Origin of the sequence: Enterobacter sp. ODB01, from assembly GCF_001623605.1 — a bacterium.
Taxonomy (GTDB): domain Bacteria; phylum Pseudomonadota; class Gammaproteobacteria; order Enterobacterales; family Enterobacteriaceae; genus Enterobacter; species Enterobacter kobei.
Map to the genome: position 1 here is coordinate 4,214,139 of NZ_CP015227.1, position 18,360 is coordinate 4,232,498.

At 58.7% G+C, this 18,360-nt stretch carries 18 protein-coding genes; 4 read left to right on the forward strand and 14 right to left on the reverse strand.

The genetic code is table 11. The features are described from left to right. Nucleotides 1–5: 5 nt before the first annotated feature. The gene (locus A4308_RS20030; RefSeq protein ID WP_014884622.1) at nt 6–437 is read left to right on the forward strand and encodes a tripartite tricarboxylate transporter TctB family protein; all 432 of its coding nucleotides are present in this window, start codon (nt 6–8) and stop codon (nt 435–437) included. Nucleotides 438–448: 11 nt separating this feature from the next. Further along, the gene (locus A4308_RS20035) at nt 449–1,963 is read left to right on the forward strand and encodes a tripartite tricarboxylate transporter permease (protein ID WP_045281814.1); all 1,515 of its coding nucleotides are present in this window, start codon (nt 449–451) and stop codon (nt 1,961–1,963) included. Here the strand turns inward: A4308_RS20035 and menE are convergent, their stop codons facing one another. From menE to A4308_RS20075, 8 genes are all read right to left on the reverse strand, one after another. Continuing rightward, the gene (menE, locus tag A4308_RS20040; RefSeq protein WP_045281813.1) at nt 1,964–3,325 is read right to left on the reverse strand and encodes an o-succinylbenzoate--CoA ligase; all 1,362 of its coding nucleotides are present in this window, start codon (nt 3,323–3,325) and stop codon (nt 1,964–1,966) included. Further along, nucleotides 3,322–4,287 carry an o-succinylbenzoate synthase gene (menC, locus tag A4308_RS20045; protein WP_045281812.1) on the reverse strand — a complete coding sequence of 322 codons (966 nt, stop codon included), beginning with the start codon at nt 4,285–4,287 and terminating at the stop codon, nt 3,322–3,324. Before menC ends, menE begins: the two co-directional genes overlap by 4 nt. Next, the gene (gene menB, locus A4308_RS20050; RefSeq protein ID WP_013098093.1) at nt 4,287–5,144 is read right to left on the reverse strand and encodes a 1,4-dihydroxy-2-naphthoyl-CoA synthase; all 858 of its coding nucleotides are present in this window, start codon (nt 5,142–5,144) and stop codon (nt 4,287–4,289) included. Before menB ends, menC begins: the two co-directional genes overlap by 1 nt. Further along, complete coding sequence (gene menH, locus A4308_RS20055; RefSeq protein WP_045281811.1) at nt 5,141–5,917, reverse strand: 2-succinyl-6-hydroxy-2,4-cyclohexadiene-1-carboxylate synthase; 777 nt, start codon at nt 5,915–5,917, stop codon at nt 5,141–5,143. The genes menB and menH overlap by 4 nt, the downstream gene beginning before the upstream one ends. Continuing rightward, entirely contained in the window at nt 5,914–7,584 is a 1,671-nt protein-coding gene (gene menD / locus A4308_RS20060) for a 2-succinyl-5-enolpyruvyl-6-hydroxy-3-cyclohexene-1-carboxylic-acid synthase (RefSeq protein WP_045281810.1), read from the reverse strand. Before menD ends, menH begins: the two co-directional genes overlap by 4 nt. An 88-nt stretch (nt 7,585–7,672) precedes the next feature. Further along, the gene (gene menF, locus A4308_RS20065) at nt 7,673–8,968 is read right to left on the reverse strand and encodes an isochorismate synthase MenF (RefSeq protein ID WP_045281809.1); all 1,296 of its coding nucleotides are present in this window, start codon (nt 8,966–8,968) and stop codon (nt 7,673–7,675) included. Nucleotides 8,969–9,054: 86 nt separating this feature from the next. After that, nucleotides 9,055–9,360: a stress response protein ElaB gene (elaB, locus tag A4308_RS20070; protein ID WP_008500219.1), complete on the reverse strand. Its 306-nt coding sequence runs from the start codon at nt 9,358–9,360 to the stop codon at nt 9,055–9,057. A 53-nt stretch (nt 9,361–9,413) separates the two neighbouring features. Continuing rightward, a complete protein-coding gene (locus A4308_RS20075; RefSeq protein ID WP_045281808.1) occupies nt 9,414–9,875 on the reverse strand; it encodes a GNAT family N-acetyltransferase in 462 nt (153 codons plus the stop codon). A 71-nt stretch (nt 9,876–9,946) separates the two neighbouring features. Here A4308_RS20075 and rbn point away from each other — a divergent pair, with 71 nt between their 5' ends. Both rbn and A4308_RS20085 read left to right on the forward strand, forming a co-directional pair. Beyond that, a complete protein-coding gene (gene rbn / locus A4308_RS20080; protein ID WP_045281807.1) occupies nt 9,947–10,864 on the forward strand; it encodes a ribonuclease BN in 918 nt (305 codons plus the stop codon). A gap of 64 nt (nt 10,865–10,928) precedes the next feature. After that, the gene (locus A4308_RS20085; RefSeq protein WP_014884631.1) at nt 10,929–11,933 is read left to right on the forward strand and encodes a chemotaxis protein; all 1,005 of its coding nucleotides are present in this window, start codon (nt 10,929–10,931) and stop codon (nt 11,931–11,933) included. 103 nt (nt 11,934–12,036) lie between these two features. Here A4308_RS20085 and nuoN read toward each other — a convergent pair whose 3' ends face one another. The 6 genes from nuoN to nuoI all read right to left on the reverse strand — a co-directional run bounded on the left by nuoN (nt 12,037) and on the right by nuoI (nt 18,351). Further along, nucleotides 12,037–13,494, reverse strand: a complete 1,458-nt coding sequence (gene nuoN, locus A4308_RS20090; RefSeq protein WP_014884632.1) for an NADH-quinone oxidoreductase subunit NuoN — start codon at nt 13,492–13,494, stop codon at nt 12,037–12,039. Nucleotides 13,495–13,500: 6 nt separating this feature from the next. Beyond that, on the reverse strand, nt 13,501–15,030 hold the full coding sequence (nuoM, locus tag A4308_RS20095; protein ID WP_014884633.1) for an NADH-quinone oxidoreductase subunit M: 1,530 nt from the start codon (nt 15,028–15,030) through the stop codon (nt 13,501–13,503). A gap of 76 nt (nt 15,031–15,106) precedes the next feature. Next, complete coding sequence (gene nuoL / locus A4308_RS20100) at nt 15,107–16,948, reverse strand: NADH-quinone oxidoreductase subunit L (protein ID WP_014884634.1); 1,842 nt, start codon at nt 16,946–16,948, stop codon at nt 15,107–15,109. After that, nucleotides 16,945–17,247 carry an NADH-quinone oxidoreductase subunit NuoK gene (gene nuoK / locus A4308_RS20105; RefSeq protein WP_003861496.1) on the reverse strand — a complete coding sequence of 101 codons (303 nt, stop codon included), beginning with the start codon at nt 17,245–17,247 and terminating at the stop codon, nt 16,945–16,947. Before nuoK ends, nuoL begins: the two co-directional genes overlap by 4 nt. After that, a complete protein-coding gene (gene nuoJ / locus A4308_RS20110; protein WP_008500212.1) occupies nt 17,244–17,798 on the reverse strand; it encodes an NADH-quinone oxidoreductase subunit J in 555 nt (184 codons plus the stop codon). The genes nuoK and nuoJ overlap by 4 nt, the downstream gene beginning before the upstream one ends. Before the next feature lie 10 nt (nt 17,799–17,808). Continuing rightward, nucleotides 17,809–18,351 carry an NADH-quinone oxidoreductase subunit NuoI gene (nuoI, locus tag A4308_RS20115; RefSeq protein WP_003861491.1) on the reverse strand — a complete coding sequence of 181 codons (543 nt, stop codon included), beginning with the start codon at nt 18,349–18,351 and terminating at the stop codon, nt 17,809–17,811. Nucleotides 18,352–18,360: the final 9 nt, after the last annotated feature.

Genomic DNA, 18,360 nt, shown 5'->3' on the forward strand with positions numbered 1-18,360 from the left:
GCGCTATGAGCGATCGTATTTTTGCCGGGATATGGCTGCTGCTCTGCGTTGGCGGGATGTTTGTCGCCTGGCAGATCCACAGCGAATACAGCTATGAACCCGTAGGGCCACGCCCCTTCCCGATGGGCATTGTCGGCCTGATGCTGCTCTGCTCGGTGGCGCTGCTGTTGCGCCACCCGGACACCGTCGAGTGGCCACCGCGTCGCATTCTGCAGCGTCTGCTGGTGATGGTCATTGTCCTGCTGATGTACGCCTGGGGCTTTGAATGGCTCGGCTTCCCGGTGGCGACCGCCATCCTGACGATGGTGATCGGCATGCTGTTTAACGCCACCCTGCCTGCGGCAGGGATCTCAGGCGTGGTGATGGGGATTTTACTGTGGTACGCCTTTGACCGCCTGCTGGACGTGACGTTACCGCTCGGCGCCTGGCTTAATTAACGGAGCACGCTATGGATACCTGGATTTACCTCTCACAGGGGTTCGCCGTGGCGATGACCCCGGAAAACCTGGTGATCGCCCTGATCGGCTGTTTCGTGGGCACGATTGTCGGCCTGCTGCCGGGTCTTGGGCCGATCAACGGGGTAGCAATTTTACTTCCGCTGGCCTTTGCCCTGCATCTGCCTGCGGAATCGGCGCTGATCCTGCTGGCAACGGTCTATATCGGCTGTGAATATGGCGGGCGCATCTCGTCGATCCTGCTTAACGTGCCGGGAGATGCGGCGGCGATCATGACCGCGCTGGATGGCTATCCGATGGCGCGACAGGGTCGTGGGGGCGTGGCGCTCTCCATTTCAGCGGTCAGTTCGTTCTTTGGCTCGCTGGTTGCCATTGGCGGCATCATTCTGTTTGCACCTGCGCTGGCCCAGTGGTCTCTGGCGTTTGGTCCGGCAGAATATTTTGCCCTGATGGTGTTTGCCATTGCCTGTCTCGGCAGCATGATGGCGCAAAATCCGCTCAAGTCGTTTTTGTCCGCGCTGATTGGCTTAGGGTTAGCCACCGTCGGCGTGGATGCCAACACCGGGGTCTATCGCTTTACCTTCGACAGCGTTCACCTGTCCGACGGCGTGCAGTTTATCGTGGTCGTGATTGGTCTGTTCTCTGTCTCTGAAATCTTACTGATGCTGGAACATACCAGCAGCGGGCAGACGCTGGTGCGCAAAACCGGCCGGATGCTCTTTAGCGCTAAAGAGGGCGCGCAGTGCATCGGCACCACGCTGCGCTCATCGGTAATTGGCTTCTTTGTCGGCATCCTGCCGGGCGCCGGGGCCACCATCGCCAGCGCCATTACCTACATGACCGAGAAAAAGCTCAGCGGCAACAGCGACAGCTTTGGTAAAGGCGATATTCGCGGCGTGGCGGCGCCTGAGGCGGCCAATAACGCCTCGGCCTGTGGCTCGTTTATCCCGATGCTGACCCTTGGCGTACCGGGCTCCGGCACCACGGCGGTGATGATGGGCGCCCTGACGCTCTACAACATCACGCCGGGACCGGCAATGTTTACCGAGCAGCCGGATATTGTCTGGGGGCTGATTGCCGCCCTGCTGATCGCTAACGTGATGCTGCTGGTGATGAATATCCCGCTGATTGGGCTGTTCACCCGCATGTTGACCATTCCCCTGTGGTTCCTGGTCCCGGCGATTGCCGCCGTCTCTGCTGTAGGGGTGTACGCGGTGCACAGCACCACGTATGACCTGGTGCTGATGGTGGTCCTGGGCGTGCTGGGATACATACTCCGTAAGATGCACTTCCCGATGTCACCGCTGATTCTGGGGTTCGTGCTTGGCGAGATGCTGGAGCAGAACCTGCGCCGCGCGCTGTCCATCAGTAACGGCAATATGTCGATCCTGTGGGACAGCAGCGTCGCGAAGGTCCTGTTAGCGCTGGCAATCATGGTGATTGTGGTGCCGCCGGTATTACGCCTGCTGCGCCGTCGCCAGCGCAAACCGGAGCCGGATATCGGATAATTACGCCGACAGCTGGGCATTCACCCACTGTTTTAACGCCTGGCGGGAGATCTTAATCCCGCCATTTTTTAGCTCAGCCGGCAGTACCAGCCAGTGGACCGGCTGCTCAAAGCGCGCCAGTCTGCCCTGGATCCAGTCAGGAAATTGCGCGATATCCGTTCCCGGCTCGCACTCCACCACCGCCACCGGACGTTGTCCAAACTCGGCATCGTCCAGCGGGACGATAAACACCTGGTTAATCTGCGGGTGTGCGGCGATAACACGTTCCAGCGATTCCGGCTGGATCCCCTCTCCTCCGCTGAAAAAGAGATTGTCTATGCGGCCTAAAATCGTCAGTCGCCCGTTATGCCATTCCCCACGGTCGCGGGTGGCGAACCATCCCTGCGCATTGGTCAACGGCATCAGCGCACCGTCCCGCCAGTAGCCGGAAGCCATACTTTCCGCCCTGATCCAGACTTCACCGTCAACGACCTGCACCTCTCTGCCCGGCAGCGCATACCCTACGTCCTGCTCGCCGTCTGCCTCTTTCGCACAGACGGTAGAGGCAAACTCGGTCAGGCCGTAACCGCAGAAGGAGTGAATACCCTGTTCGCGCGCCTGCTGTGTTAAATCAACGGGGATTGCAGCCCCGCCCAACAGCACCGCTTTCAGTGCAACAGGCTTGTGACGATTAAGCAGACGCCAGAGCTGGGTCGGCACCAGCGAGGCGTGGGTGCAGCCGCGTAACGCCTGTTCCAGAGGTTGTTTCTCGCGCACCGTTAAGCGTGCCCCGGCCACCAGCCAGCGCCATAAAATTCCCTGACCGGAAACGTGAAACAGCGGCAGCGAAAGGAGCCAGTCGTCGTTGTCCCCATAGGGCATCAGCGACAACACGCCGCGTGCGCTGGCAAGGTGGGCGGCACAGGTATGCACCGCCGCCTTCGGTAGCCCGGTCGAGCCGGAGGTGAGCGTCATCGAGGCCAGCCGCGCCGGTTGCCATGCAACGCGGTACGCGTCGGCTGGCTCACGCATGCTCAGGGCAGGAAGAGCGTCGTAGCTGCCGTCCAGCACCAGCGCAAAGCGCAGGGTCATCTGGGGGAGCAGCACGTCCAGCAGCGGACGCGGCAGCTGTGGATTCACTGGAAGAATACGCGCGCCGCACTGGAGCAGCGCCAGCCATACCATCAGCGTTTGCGGGTGGTTATAGGCCAGCAGCAGAACACCGTCACCCTCCTCCACCCCCTGCTGATGAAAGCCCGCTGCAAGGCGATCGATACGCGTGCACAGCTGTTGCCAGCTCAGCGCGTCGTCGTTCAGCCTGAGAGCAGGTTTGTCGGCAAACTGCGCACACCAGTGCCGCCATGGCCAGTCGGTAAAACTCATAGCAGCGGCTCCAGCGCCTCAACGCTGAGGCACGGCAGCGCGCTGTCCGGCCACTGGCGGAGAAGCTGAGCCTGCATCAGGTTCAGCGTATCGAGGCCGGGGACAGCGTCAGGCGTTAACCAGGCGGCAATACGTGCCAGCTGAGTCAGCCCAAGGCTGGACTCAATCGACGAACTGATCACCGCCGTCAGACCCAGCGCATGCGCCGCGGCAACCTGCTCGCGGACCTTCGCCAGGCTGCCGGTTAACGTCGGTTTAATCACCACCGCGCTGACGCCCGGCTCAGCAATAAATTCAAAATCGTCTTCGCGCAGGCTTTCATCCCAGGCGATAGCAATCCCCGTTTCACGAGCAAACGCGCGCGAATCGTCGCGGGTTTTGCACGGCTCTTCCAGGAAGGCGATGCGGCTGCGGTACGCCGGGTTGACGTATTTCGCAAACTGCTGCGCCTTAAGCGGCGTCCAGGCGCGGTTTGCGTCAAGACGCAGGTGCAAATCGGGAATCGCTTCCAGCAGCAGGTTGGCGACCATTCCGTCGCGCACCGCTTCGTAGAGACCGACCTTAATTTTCGCCACTTTCTCGCCCGGCATGGTGGAGAGCAACGCAAAGAGCTCGTCCGGGTCGCCCGTGCAGAGCGGTGCCGCGCGGTAATTGCCCTCTTCCGGCAGGCTGCCCTCCAGTTCTGCCAGCGCACAGCTGATACCAAAGGCCGCAGAAGGCACGTCCGGGAACGCCGGGTTCGCGCCCTCGCGCCACGCACCTGCCCACGCCAGCAGCGCAGCCTGTGTATCATCGAGCGATTCCAGGCTAAAGCCCGGCAGCGGCGAAATCTCGCCCCAGCCTTCTCGCTCACCCTGCTGGAGATGCACAAAGAAGCCATCACGGGTTTTTAACCGCCGTTCACGCAGCACCACGCCCGCGTCCATCGGTATCTGCCAGCGGTAAACCTGCGCGCGACGCATTACGGGTTCCGTTTGTATTTGCTGAAATCAGGCTGGCGTTTTTCGTTAAACGCGTTGCGTCCTTCCTGACCCTCTTCGGTCATGTAGAACAGCATGGTGGCGTTGCCCGCCAGCTCCTGCAGGCCCGCCTGACCGTCACAGTCAGCGTTGAGTGCCGCTTTCAGGCAGCGCAGCGCCATTGGGCTGTTTTGCAGCATTTCACGGCACCAGCGGACGGTCTCTTTTTCGAGATCGGCAATCGGTACCACGGTATTCACCAGGCCCATATCCAGCGCTTCCTGGGCGTTGTACTGACGGCACAGGAACCAGATTTCACGGGCTTTTTTCTGCCCGACAATGCGCGCCATGTAGGAAGCGCCCCAGCCGCCGTCGAAAGAGCCCACTTTCGGACCCGTCTGGCCGAAGATGGCGTTCTCGGCGGCAATGGTCAGGTCACACATCATGTGCAGCACATGACCGCCGCCGATGGAGTAACCCGCCACCATCGCCACCACCGGTTTCGGGCAGGTGCGGATCTGGCGCTGGAAATCAAGCACGTTCAGGTGATGCGTACCCGCATCGTCCTGGTATCCGCCGTAGTCACCGCGCACTTTCTGATCGCCACCGGAGCAGAAGGCTTTCTCACCTTCGCCGGTCAGGACAATCACGCCGATGTTGTCGTCATAGCGAGCATCCGCCAGGGCCTGGATCATCTCCTTGACGGTCAGCGGACGGAAGGCGTTACGCACCTGCGGACGGTTGATGGTGATTTTGGCGATGCCGTCAGCGGATTTGTGGTAACGAATGTCGGTGTAGCCTTCGGAGCAGTCTTGCCATTCGACCGGCGCGTAAAGCATGTTTTCATCAGGATAGATCATAGAGTGTCCTTTGTTCGAAGACGCAGTATCTGAGCCAGACTCGCGGCGACCGCAGCGGGGTTTTCCCGGTGGGCGTTGTGTCCGGCGTTTGGAATTTCATGGCGAACGGCGTGCAGTTCGGCGGCAAGGGCCGCGAACTTTTTATCACGTTCGCCATAGAGGTAATCAAAAGAGAAATAGCGGGTGCTGAGCGCGGGACGTAAATCCGGCTGCCCGGCCAGCGAGGTCGCTTCAAGCATTTTCGCCAGCGTTATGCCGTTGTTTTGGCTGCGCAGGGTAATAAGCGCCTTCCGCTCAGCGTCCGGGAGAGAGGCAAACACCGGCTGCTGGTACCAGTCAGCAAAGACCTTATCCAGCGGTTCGGTGCGAAAACGTGTCGCCCAGCGGTGGTCGGATACCCGCCGCGCATGGCGATCGTCGGCGCTCTGCAGGCCCGGATGTCCGCCCTCAACCATCACGCCCAACAGCCCCTCTGGCTGCTGGCAGGCATGGAACATCGCAATGCGGCCGCCGAGGGAGTACCCCACCATCCAGTAGTTAAGTATGTTGTAACTAATCAGGGTTCGGGTAAGTAACGTACTCATCTCCTCGAACCCCGTCACGGTAATATTCCGGGATTCACCGTGCCCCGGCAGGTCAAGATAGAGCCGGGGATACTCGCTCAGCGTCTCCCCGACAACCTGCCACTCGCGGCAGTCTCCGGAAAAACCGTGCAAAAAGACCAGCCAGGGATAGCCTGGTTTTCCGGTCTGCTGCACGCCTGCGATGATCACAGCTGGCTCACCTGTGCCAGCAGGCTTTGCAGGCTCTGCGCACCGTCGGCATCGTTCACGACCAGCTCAATCAGCGTCGCGCCCGGTTGCTTCCAGGCGCTGCTTAGCGCTGTTTCCAGCTGTTCCCAGCTCTCCGGGCGGTGATATTTCAGGCTGAACATTGCCGCAGCATGTTCAAACTGCACGTTCTGCGGCATCAGATAGAAACGCTCACGCTCGCTCTGGGGCGTTGGCAACAGAGAGAAAATCTGCCCGCCGTTGTTGTTCACGACGATCAGCACAAACGGTGCGGAAGCCTGACGCAGCAGCGCCAGCGCGTTGAGATCGTAGAGCGCGGAGAGATCGCCCACGATCGCCAGCGTCGATTTCGCGCTGGCGCGCTGCACGCCCGCCGCCGTCGAGATCAGCCCATCGATGCCGCTGGCGCCGCGGTTGCTATAAACCGGGTAGCCCGCAGGCAGCTTCGAAAAGGCATCAATCAGACGCACCACCAGGCTATTACCGACAAACAGCTGGCCCTGTTCAGGCAGATACTGACGAATACGGTGCGCCAGACCGGCTTCGCTGAATGTCTCACAGTGCGCTTTGGTGATTTCCCACGCCTGACGAGATAATTCGGGGATTGCCACCGCCCAGGGTTGACGTTTTTCCGCCGGATGCAGGTCCAGCCAGCTCTCAATGTTGCTCACCAGACGGCGGCCACGATGGTGCGCCGGGTCAAGCCGCCCTTCCAGCGGGTCGACCAGCCAGTACTCTTCCGGCGTGCAGGTCGCCTGCCACTGCAGCAGGCGTTTCCCGGTCAGGCTGGCGCCGATCTGGACCACAATCTGCGCCTGTGAAAGCTCAGTGACCGCCTTCGCATTCCCGAGCCAGAGATCGGCGCACGGCAGCGGCTGACCGGTCTGGGAAAGCACATCGCCAATCAGCGGCCAGCCGAGGGTTTGCGCCCATTCGGCGACCCGCCGGCCTTCGGCGGCGCTCATGCGCCCGGCAATAACCACGCCGCGTTTTTGGCGCCAGAAGAACCAGTCGCGCTGTTTCGCGCTCTCAAGATGCGTTTGCCCGCGCAGCCACGGTTTTTCACTCTGCCACCAGTTACCGAGGGAGCGCTGCCAGTCAATGCCGGTATCGTCCAGTTCGCCATACAGCGGCTCGGCAAATGGACAGTTAATGTGCAACGCCCCGCTGCGCAATGTCTCCATGGCGTGATCGACCGTGGAGACCAGCCAGCTTGCCGGAATATCCTGGGTAGGACGCGGCAGCGAAACCGTCTGCGAAGGATGCGAAGAAAAGAGTCCCGGCTGACGAATGGCCTGATTCGCTCCGCAGTCGATAAGCTCAGGAGGACGGTCGGCCGTCAGCAGGATCAGTTTTTCACCGGTTAGCCCGGCTTCAATCAGGGCCGGGTAGAGGTTCGCCACGGCGGTACCGGAGGTGACAATCACCGCCACAGGTTCTTTGCTGACCTTTGCCAGCCCAAGCGCCAGATGCCCAAGGCCACGCTCATCAAAATGGGTGTGGTGAATCAACGCCCGGTTTTCGGCGGCCGCCAGCGTCAGCGGCGTTGAGCGAGAACCCGGTGCAATACACACGTGCCTGACGCCATGGCGCGTCAGGGCTTCAAGGATCACCGCCGCCCAGCGTCGGTTAAAAGAACTTACTGACATGAGATTGTCCGGTATCAAGAATGCGACACAGTATAAATAATAGAAAAAATTGGAATTTTGATATGAATCGGGATTGCGCGAATCAGTATTAATCCCTAAGGAGCAGAGAGCGCAAGCCAGCGGCTTTGTTTTCGATCTCCTGCCACTCCTGCTCCGGGTCAGATCCGCTGACGATGCCCGCCCCGGCGTAGAGCCGCAGGGCGTCATCCTGGACGCGCGCCGAGCGCAACGCCACACAGAACTCGCTTTGATCGGGCGATAAATACCCGGCCGAACCGGCGTACCATTCGCGGTTGAAAGGCTCAACGTTGTGGATAAACGCACGCGCGGGCTGTCGCGGAAGCCCGGCAACGGCGGCTGTCGGCTGGAGCACATGCAGACACAATTCGTCATCGGCCTGTTTTAGCTCCGTCCAGATACAGCGTCGTAAATGCTGGACTTTACGCAGCCGGACGACCTGAGCAGGCAATACCTCAAGCGTCTGCGTATGGTGCTGAAGACGCTGGCAGATATCTTCCACGACCAGCATATTTTCACGCTGGTTTTTATCATCATTCAGCAACCACTCGCCCAGGCGCTGCGCCTGTTTATCATCCGTATGGCTGGCGACGGTGCCCGCCAGCGCTTCGGTGCGCAGCAGCTTGCCACGTCGCCGCCAGAGGCGCTCGGGCGTGGAGCCGAGGAACGCGTTGCGGGCGTCGAATACCATGCAGAAATGATAGCAGTTGAGATTCAGGGCGCGGCTGGCGGCCATCAGAGCGACAGGATTAACCCGCTGTTTACACTGCAGATCGGTGGCCCGGGCAAGCACGACCTTTTCGAAATCGCCGCGCGCGATAGTCTCCGTCGCCTTGCCGATCAGGGTCAACCATTCCGGTTTTTGCGGCAGGTGCGTTTCGCGCTCAACCTGGACAGACAGCGGACGAATGGCTCTGGCTGGACGGAGTTGCTGGAGTAATTCCAGGGCAGTGCGCGCGTCGTCCTGAAGCGAGCTATCGCTCCACAGCTGCAGGCGCAAGGTGGCGTTGCCAGCGGTACGTCGCCAGAGCAGGCGCGGCAGAAAAAGACTGCCCTGCTCCGGGCTGAATGCGTTGAGGCCGCAGATGCGAGTCTCTTTTGGCGCATGTTCTGCACGCAAAAACTGTGAGGCCAGCGCCAGAGAGGAAAATTGGGTGACCGCCCCCAGCGCAGCCAGCTCTTCATCACCGTTACGCTGCTGCCAGTAAAATTGCGGATAGCACTGCTGCTCGCCAAGCCAGGCGAGAGGATCGAAGGCGTCGTTTAACGGGAAAGAGACGTCGAAATGACGCAGGCCGGGTGTGGCGGGTAACGCTTGCGAAAGCTGGGTATGCAGTTGCTCCAGCGCATGGAAAATCGAATTCACGCGAACCTCTCCCTGTTAAAACCGCATATTATACGGGGTACTGAACATAAATAGCAGTACCCACGTATAGGGAGTGGTTAAACGGCTTAACGACGGGCCAGCAGCAGACCCAGCACCAGCCCTACGGCAGCACCCACCCCAATGCCCTGCCACGGTTTTTCATGGACATAGTCATCGGCACGATAAACCGCTTTTTTGGCACGGTAGTAGTAAGTATCAGACGCATGGCTGACGCGGTTTTTCACTTCATGCAGCGCCTGTTCAGCACGGGCTTTTAACTCAATATATTTCTGATCGGCAGGGTCGCCCGAGGAACGTAACACCTCTTCCAGCGTTTCGCTCAGCAAAGCCAGGTCGTCGTCGATACGGGTATCCCAGGATTGAAATGACATATTTTTCTCCATGTTAGTACACCAGTCCGCTAACTATAGACAACGACGTGCCATTACGCCTGTTTCACTTCCCGTGCCATGCCGATGTGCGGGATGCCATCTTCGTCATAAACGTCGGTAACCGGCGTAAAACCAAAATGGCCGTAGAAGGGTTGCAGGTGCGCCTGCGCGCCCAGGTATAACGCCTTGTCCGGCCACTGTTCCCGGCACGCATCCAGCGTTTTTTCCATCAGCTGATAGCCGAGTTTTTCGCCCCGTGCTTTGTTGCTGACAATGACGCGACCTATCACGACGGGCTCAAAATCGTCCTCGCTTTTCAGAATCCTCGCATACGCCACCAGCTCGTTATCCTTCCAGCCGAGGATATGACGGTTTTCCCCTGTGAGATCATCACCGTCGATATCCTGATACGGACAGGTTTGTTCAACCACAAACACTTCGCAGCGCAGTCTGAGCAACGCGTAGAGCGACTTAACGGTGAGCTCACTATGGTGTAAATCTTGCCACTGGATCATCTCTTTCTCCTTCCTGGGGTTCATCACGTTATACTAAACCCCTCCCCGTTCGGCAAAGGGCTGATTGCATTATGGAACTGATTTTTCTGGGGACGTCTGCTGGCGTGCCAACCCGATCACGAAATGTGACCGCGATACTGCTGGATCTTAAACATCCCACCCGTGGCGGACTATGGCTGTTTGACTGTGGTGAAGGGACACAACATCAGCTTTTACATACCGCTTATCACCCCGGCAAGCTGGATAAAATTTTCATCACTCACCTGCATGGCGACCATCTTTTTGGCCTTCCCGGTTTGCTTTGCAGCCGCTCAATGGCCGGTAATGCCAACCCGCTGACGATTTATGGGCCTGTGGGAATCCGGGAATTTGTTGAAACCACGCTACGCCTCAGCGGCTCCTGGACCGACTATCCGCTTGAGGTCGTTGAGATTACCGAAGGCCTGGTTTTCGACGATGGGGATTATCAGGTCACCGCCCGACCGCTTAATCATCCGGTGGAGTGCTATGGCTACCGCATTGAGGAACACGACAAACCCGGCGCGCTGGATGCCGCCGCGCTCATCGCCGATGGCGTAAAGCCTGGACCGCTGTTCCAGCGCCTGAAGCACGGACAGCACGTTACGCTGGAGGACGGGCGCATCATCAACGGCCAGGATTATCTCGCCGCACCTCAGCCGGGCAAAAAACTGGCCATTTTTGGTGACACGGCACCGTGCCCTGCCGCCGTTCAGCTTGCTCAGGGCGTGGACGTGATGGTGCATGAAGCCACGCTGGAGACGGCGATGGAAGAGAAAGCCAACAGTCGGGGCCATAGCTCAACGCGTCAGGCGGCGCTGCTTGCCCGTGACGCAACTGTCGGCAGGCTCATTATCACCCATGTCAGCTCGCGTTACGACGCGCGGGGGTGCGAAAGCCTGCTGGCAGAGTGTCGGGCGCTGTTCCCGGAATGTGAGCTGGCCGAAGATTTCGCTAAGGTCAGCGTTTAGCCCTTCATTTTTCCCTCAGGATGCCGATAACGATTAAAAGGCCAGCATTTCTCTCGAGGGTAGAATGGATAATTTCCAGAAAGATATTGATGACAGGGCGAATCTGACCCTGTCGAACCGTTTTGAACTGTTGCTGTTCCGTCTTGGCACTTCTCTGAACGACAACAAATCCGAGCTGTTTGGTATTAACGTTTTCAAGCTGCGCGAAATTGTACCGATGCCGGAGTTCACGAAACCTGCCGGCATGAAGTCTCCGCTGATGGGGATGGTGAATATTCGCGATCAGGTGATCCCGGTGATCGATCTGGCCGCCGTGGCGGGCTGTAAACCCACCACCGGGCTGAACATCCTGCTGATTACCGAATATGCCCGCAGCGTGCAGGCGTTTGCCGTGGAGTCGGTTGAGAACATCATGCGTCTGGACTGGAAGCAGGTGCACGCGGCGGAAACTGCCGTCAGCGGGCGCTACATCACCAGTATTGCCTGCCTGGACGAGAAGGCCGATACCAACGAACTGGCGATGGTGCTGGACGTTGAGCAGATCCTGTATGACATCACCCCGGCGAACCACGACCTGCACGCCACGAATCTGAAGACCACTAAATTCAACATCAAGCCGGGTTCTGTGGCGATTGTGGCGGAAGATTCCAAAGTGGCGCGCTCGATGCTGGAGAAAGGTTTGCAGGCGATGGAGATCCCGGCGCAGCTGCATATCACCGGCAAAGATGCGTGGGAAAAAATTAGCCTGCTGGCCGCTCAGGCACAGGCCGAAGGTGTGCCGATCACCGATAAGATTGCCCTGGTGCTGACCGACCTCGAAATGCCGGAGATGGACGGTTTTACGCTGACGCGCAAAATCAAAACCGACCCGGTACTGAAGGATATTCCGGTGGTGATCCACTCTTCCCTTTCCGGCAACGCCAACGAAGACCATATTCGCAAGGTGAAGGCGGACGGGTACGTGGCGAAGTTTGAGCTGAACGAGCTGTCGTCGGTGATTGAAGAGGTGCTGGATCGCTCGATGAAGAAGATTGATGGGCCGTTGATTAGCCGCAAGCAGCTGGCTTAGGTCTGGTGCGGGCTGGTGCGGGCTGGTGCCCTCACCCCGGCCCTCTCCCACAGGGAGAGGGAGAAAACCATAAAAAAAACCCGCCGAGGCGGGTTTTTTGTTTTTACATCAACGGCATCGCTCGCTGCACGATATCAATCAGCGGCTGCGGATAGATACCGAAGATCAGCACCAGCAGGGCTGAGATAAGCACTACGATACCACCGGCGCTGTACTGCCAGTTAGATGGCGCATCGCGGTTGAGCTGCTGAGGCGCGCTCAGGTAGAGGCTCACGGCAACGCGCAGGTAGTAATAGAGACCAATCGCGGAACCGATAACCACACCGGCAGTCAGCCACCACAGGTGTGCCTGCACACCGACGGCCAGCACGTAGAATTTACCGATAAAGCCCAGCGTCATCGGGATACCCGCCAGAGAGAGCATCATCACGGTCATCACCGCGGACAGGATCGGACGGTGCCAGAACAGACCACGGTAAGAGAACAGTGAGTCGGCATCCGGGCCACGGTATGGGCTGGACATCAGGCTCACCACGCCGAAGGCGCCGAGGCTGCTGAACAGGTAACCGGCCAGATACACGCCCACGGCTTCCATCGACATTTCACCGCTCTGCAGCGCAATCAGCGCCACCATCAGGTAGCCCAGATGAGAGATGGACGAGTAGCCCAGCAGACGCTTGATGTTGGTCTGGCTCAGCGCCATCAGGTTACCGAAGATGATGGAGACGAACGCGATGATGCCCAGCACCACGCGAACCGCTTCACTGTCACCCACCGGCGCGTACAGGAACAGACGCATGACCACACCGAAGATAGCGATTTTGCTCGCTGTCGCCAGGAAGGTCGACACCGGCGCAGGCGCGCCCTGGTATACGTCTGGTGTCCACAGGTGGAACGGAACCAGTGAGAGTTTAAAGCCAAGGCCTACAATCATCATGCCCAGACCCGCCAGCAGCAGCGGCTCGTGGAGCATGCCGTCGCCGAGGCTCTTGCCGAGCGCCATGAAAGAGAGGTTACCGGACTGTGCGTACAGCAGCGCAATACCAAACAGCAGGAACGAGGACGCAGCAGCAGACAGGATGGTGTACTTGATGCTTGCTTCCAGAGAGCGCTTTTGACGGAAGGCGTAACCAATCAGACCGAACAGCGGCAGAGAGATCAGCTCAATACCGAGGAACAGCGCGGCCAGATGGTTAGCATTCGCCAGCAGAATGCCGCCCAGCGCGGCAATCAGAACCAGCAGATAAAACTCTTCTTTGTTGTCGTTGTAGCCTTCGAGCCATGGGTACGCAAAGGTACAGGTCGCCAGGCTCGCCAGCAGCACCAGACCGGTGTAGAGCATGGCATAGCCGTCAACGCGCATCAGCGGCGTGACGTCCATCGCACCGCCCTGGCCAACAAACCAGAGAGAGACTAACGCGGCGTTCAGGCCGATGACCGACAGCGTGGCATTCAGGAAGTGATTGCGTCGCCACGCAATGGAGAGCATCACAACCACCACCGTCAATCCGACGATCAGCAGCGGTAGCAGCGCAATCAGTTGTTGTGGAGTTATTGTCATGGCGATTTACGGCCTTGTAGTAGAAGCAGAATTAACAAACCACTGCTGGATGTTGCCCATCGCACTGTGCGAGGTATCCAGAATCGGCTGCGGGAAGAAGCCCAGCAGCACCAGCAGTACGACCAGCAGCAGGATGATGAACAGCTCACGCAGCGACATCCCCGGCAGTTCTTGTGCAGCAATTTCGCTCTTCGCTTTACCGAAGTAAGCGCGGTGCAGCATCGCCAGCGAGTAGACGGAAGCGAACACCAGACCAAAGGTGGAGATCACGGTGATCACCGGCACCACTTTGAAGCTGCCGAACAGAATCATAAATTCGCCGACGAAGTTACCGGTGCCAGGCATCCCCAGGGTGGCAACCGCGAAGAACATGGAGAGCGCTGGCAGCCATTTAATTTTGCTCCACAGACCGCCCATCATGCGCATGTCACGCGTGTGCAGACGTTCGTACAGCTGACCACACAGGATGAAGAGGCCGGCAGCGGACAGACCGTGCGCAATCATCTGGATCACCGCGCCCTGGTACGCCAGCTGGCTGCCGGTGTAGATGGCAATCAGCACGAAGCCCATGTGGGAAACGGAGGTGTAGGCAATCAGACGCTTGATGTCGTACTGCGTGAAGGCCATCCAGGCACCGTAGAAGATACCGATCACACCGAGCCACATGGCAATCGGGGCAAACTCAGCGGACGCATTCGGGAACAGCGGCAGCGCGAAACGCAGCAGACCGTAGGCCGCGGTTTTCAGCAAGATGCCCGCCAGGTCAACGGAACCCGCCGTGGGTGCCTGAGAGTGCGCGTCTGGCAGCCAGCCGTGCAGCGGAACCACCGGCATTTTCACCGCGAATGCGATGAAGAAGCCCAGCATCAGCAGGTATTCAACACCGTGCGACATCGGGGTTTTCAGCAGATCTTCGTAGTTGAAGGTCCAGATGCCCGTCGCGTTATGGTGAACAAACACCAGTGCCAGAATGGCAATCAACATCACCAGACCGCTCGCCTGGGTGTAGATGAAGAACTTGGTCGCCGCCGTGATACGCGTTTTACCGTCGGATGCCTTGTGGCCCCACAGCGCGATCAGGAAGTACATCGGCACCAGCATCATCTCCCAGAAGAAGAAGAACAGGAACATGTCGATGGCAAGGAACACGCCGATCACGCCGCCCAGGATCCACATCAGGTTCAGGTGGAAAAAGCCCTGGTATTTTTCGATTTCTCGCCAGGAGCAGAGTACCGCCAGAACACCGAGCAGACCGGTCAGCACCACCATCAGCAGCGACAGACCGTCAATCGCCAGGTGGATGGTGATACCGAAACGTGGGATCCAGGGCAGGATGAACTCAGACTGCCACTGCGGGATGCCCGCAGACTGGGTCAGTGAGTAACCGCCCTGCAACCACAGTTGCAGGCCAAGCGCGAGCGTCAATCCCATGGTGATCAGCGCGATCCAGCGCGGCATCTTCACGCCAAAGCGTTCAGTCTGCCAGCACAGGAAGCCGCCGATGAAGGGAATTAATATTAGCCAGGGTAGTAACATGGCGATTTACATTCCTTTTTAAGGCCCCCAGCAGGGGCCTGATTTTCAACGAATTCGAATAAAATTCACTTAACGATCAACGCAACACCATCAGCAGCGCCAGCACGACAACCGCACCGATGCTCATGGACGCCACATACCAGCGCAGGTAACCGTTCTCGCTGTACAGCAGGCCTTTACCTGCAAAGCGGGAGAGGATCGCCGGGATATTCATCAGGCTGTTCAGTGGGTCGCGCTTCAGCAGCCACGCGATGCCCAGGAACGGCTTAACGAAGATCATGTCGTACAGCCAGTCGAAGCCCCACGCGTTGTACCACCAGGTGCCCAGCAGACGGCCAGGCGCGCTGTTGGCAACGGCGGTTACCAGCGTGCGTTTGCCCAGCCACAGCCATGCCGCAATCAGGATGCCCGCAATAGCGACTACACCGGAGGTGATTTCAAGCGTCAGAACGCGACCGTGCTCAAGCTCGGTGGTGTCTGGCAGTACGCCCTGCAGCGGCGGCACAATCATTGCGCCAACGAAGGTGGACAGTACCAGCAGCACAATCAGCGGCAGGTGGTGGGTAATCCCCTTCCCTGCGTGAGCGTGAATTTGTTCTTTACCGTGGAATACGATGAAAATCATACGGAAGGTATACAGGGAGGTCATGAATGCACCGACCAGACCCGCAACCATCAGATTGATATGACCATTCGCCATGGCACCCGCAAGGATTTCGTCCTTACTGAAGAAGCCCGCGGTGATCAGCGGCAGTGCCGCCAGCGCCGCGCCGCCCACCAGGAAGCAGACATACACCAGCGGAATGGACTTACGCAGTCCGCCCATCTTGAAGATGTTCTGCTCGTGGTGGCAGGCCAGAATCACCGAACCGGATGAGAGGAACAGCAGCGCTTTAAAGAACGCGTGCGTCATCAGGTGGAAAATGGCCGCGTCCCACGCCTGAACGCCCAGCGCCAGGAACATATAACCAATCTGGCTCATGGTGGAGTACGCGAGAACGCGTTTGATGTCGGTCTGTACCAGCGCAGCAAAGCCTGCCAGCACCAGCGTGACCGCACCGACGATACCCACCAGATGCAGAATTTCCGGGGTCATCAGGAACAGGCCATGGGTACGCGCAATCAGGTAGACACCGGCGGTGACCATGGTCGCGGCGTGGATCAGCGCGGAGACAGGGGTTGGACCCGCCATCGCGTCGGCCAGCCATGTCTGCAACGGCAGCTGTGCGGATTTACCCACAGCGCCACCCAGCAGCATCAGCGTTGCCCACCACAGCATGTTGTTGCCTGCTGCGAAGTGCGCTGGCGCCAGTTCAACCATTTCGCGGAAGTTCAGCGTGCCCAGTTCGTTGTAAAGAATGAACAGCGCGAAAGCGAGGAAGACGTCACCCACGCGGGTCACGACGAACGCTTTCATGGCCGCTGCGCCATTCTTCGGATCGGTGTAGTAGAAGCCAATCAGCAGGTAAGAACACAGACCCACGCCTTCCCAGCCCAGATACATCAGCAGCAGGTTATCGGCCAGCACCAGAACCACCATGCTGGCGATAAACAGGTTGGTGTAGGCGAAGAAGCGGGAGTAACCCTCTTCACCGCGCATATACCAGGAGGCGAACATGTGGATCAGGAAGCCAACGCCGGTGACCACGGAGAGCATGGTCAGCGAGAGGCCGTCCAGCACCAGGTTGAAGCCGATGTTGAAATCACCGACCGACATCCAGGTCCACAGCGGCACGCTGAAAGGCTGACGTCCGTTGTTAAAGAAGTCGATCCCCGCATACGCTGTGACCAGCGCAGCCAGACCGATTGAGCCAATGCCCACGGTCGCAGACAGATTCTCAGACCAGCGGCCGCGAGAAAACGCCAGCAGCACGAAGCCAATCAGCGGAAAAATAATGGTTAAGGCAAGCATGTTCATCCACGCAACTCACTTACTGAATCGATGTTCAGATTCTGGCGGCGACGATGGAGCTGCAGCAACAGCGCCAGGCCAATACTCGCTTCGGCAGCCGCGAGGCTGATGGCGAGAATGTACATCACCTGACCATCGGTCTGGCCCCAGTAGCTTCCGGCGACCACGAAGGCCAGCGCGGAGGCGTTAATCATGATTTCCAGACCGATCAGCATAAATAGCAGATTGCGGCGGATAACCAGACCGGTCAGACCCAGAACGAATAAAATCGCAGCGAGGATCAGTCCATGTGTTAAGGGGATCATGCGCGCTCCTCCGTTTTTCTTTTCGCGCGGTCGTCAGTGCGGTTGCTCAGCACCTCGCCAGCACGCTCTTCGCGACCAACGTGGAAAGCAACCACCAGGCCTGCCAGCAGCAGCATAGAGGCCAGTTCCACCGCCAGAACGTATGGGCCAAAGAGCGTGATACCCACCTCTTTAGCGCCGATCGGCGTGCCGTCGATGCCCTGATCGTTCACGCCCAGAATGGCGTAAACAATCACCACCAGCATGATGGCCGACAAAATTGCCGGGCCAATCCACACCTGCGGTTTTAACCACTGACGTTCCTGCTCAATTTCAGAGCCGCCCAGGTTCAGCATCATCACCACGAACACGAACAGCACCATAATGGCCCCGGCGTAGACGATGATTTCCAGCGCACCGGCGAAGTGCGCGCCCAGTGCGAAGAACACCCCGGAGATAGCCAGCAGCGAGATGATTAAGTACAGCAGCGCATGCACCGGATTGGTGTGCGTAATCACTCGTAGCGTAGCCAGGATGGCGATAAGGCCACAGATATAAAAAGCGAATTCCATTGCCCTCTCCTTACGGTAACAGGCTCTTGACGTCGATAGGCTTAGCTTCGTTCTCTGCTTCGCCCTTATCTTTGCCGTCGATTGCCATACCCGCCATCCGGTAGAAGTTATATTCCGGGTATTTGCCCGGACCGGAAATCAGCAGATCCTCTTTCTCGTACACCAGGTCCTGACGCTTGTACTCACCCAGCTCGAAGTCTGGAGTCAGCTGAATCGCCGTGGTTGGGCACGCTTCTTCACACAGACCGCAGAAAATGCAGCGTGAGAAGTTGATGCGGAAGAACTCAGGGTACCAGCGGCCATCTACCGTCTCTGCTTTCTGCAGAGAAATACAGCCGACCGGACATGCTACCGCACACAGGTTACAGGCAACGCAGCGCTCGGAACCGTCCGGGTCGCGCGTCAGCACGATACGGCCACGGTAGCGCGGCGGCAGATATACCGGCTCTTCCGGGTACATCCGGGTTTCGCGTTTGGCAAACGCGTGCAGGCCGATCATCCAGATACTGCGTACCTGGGTACCGAAGCCTACCAGTAATTCTTTTAAGGTCATGGTCTATAG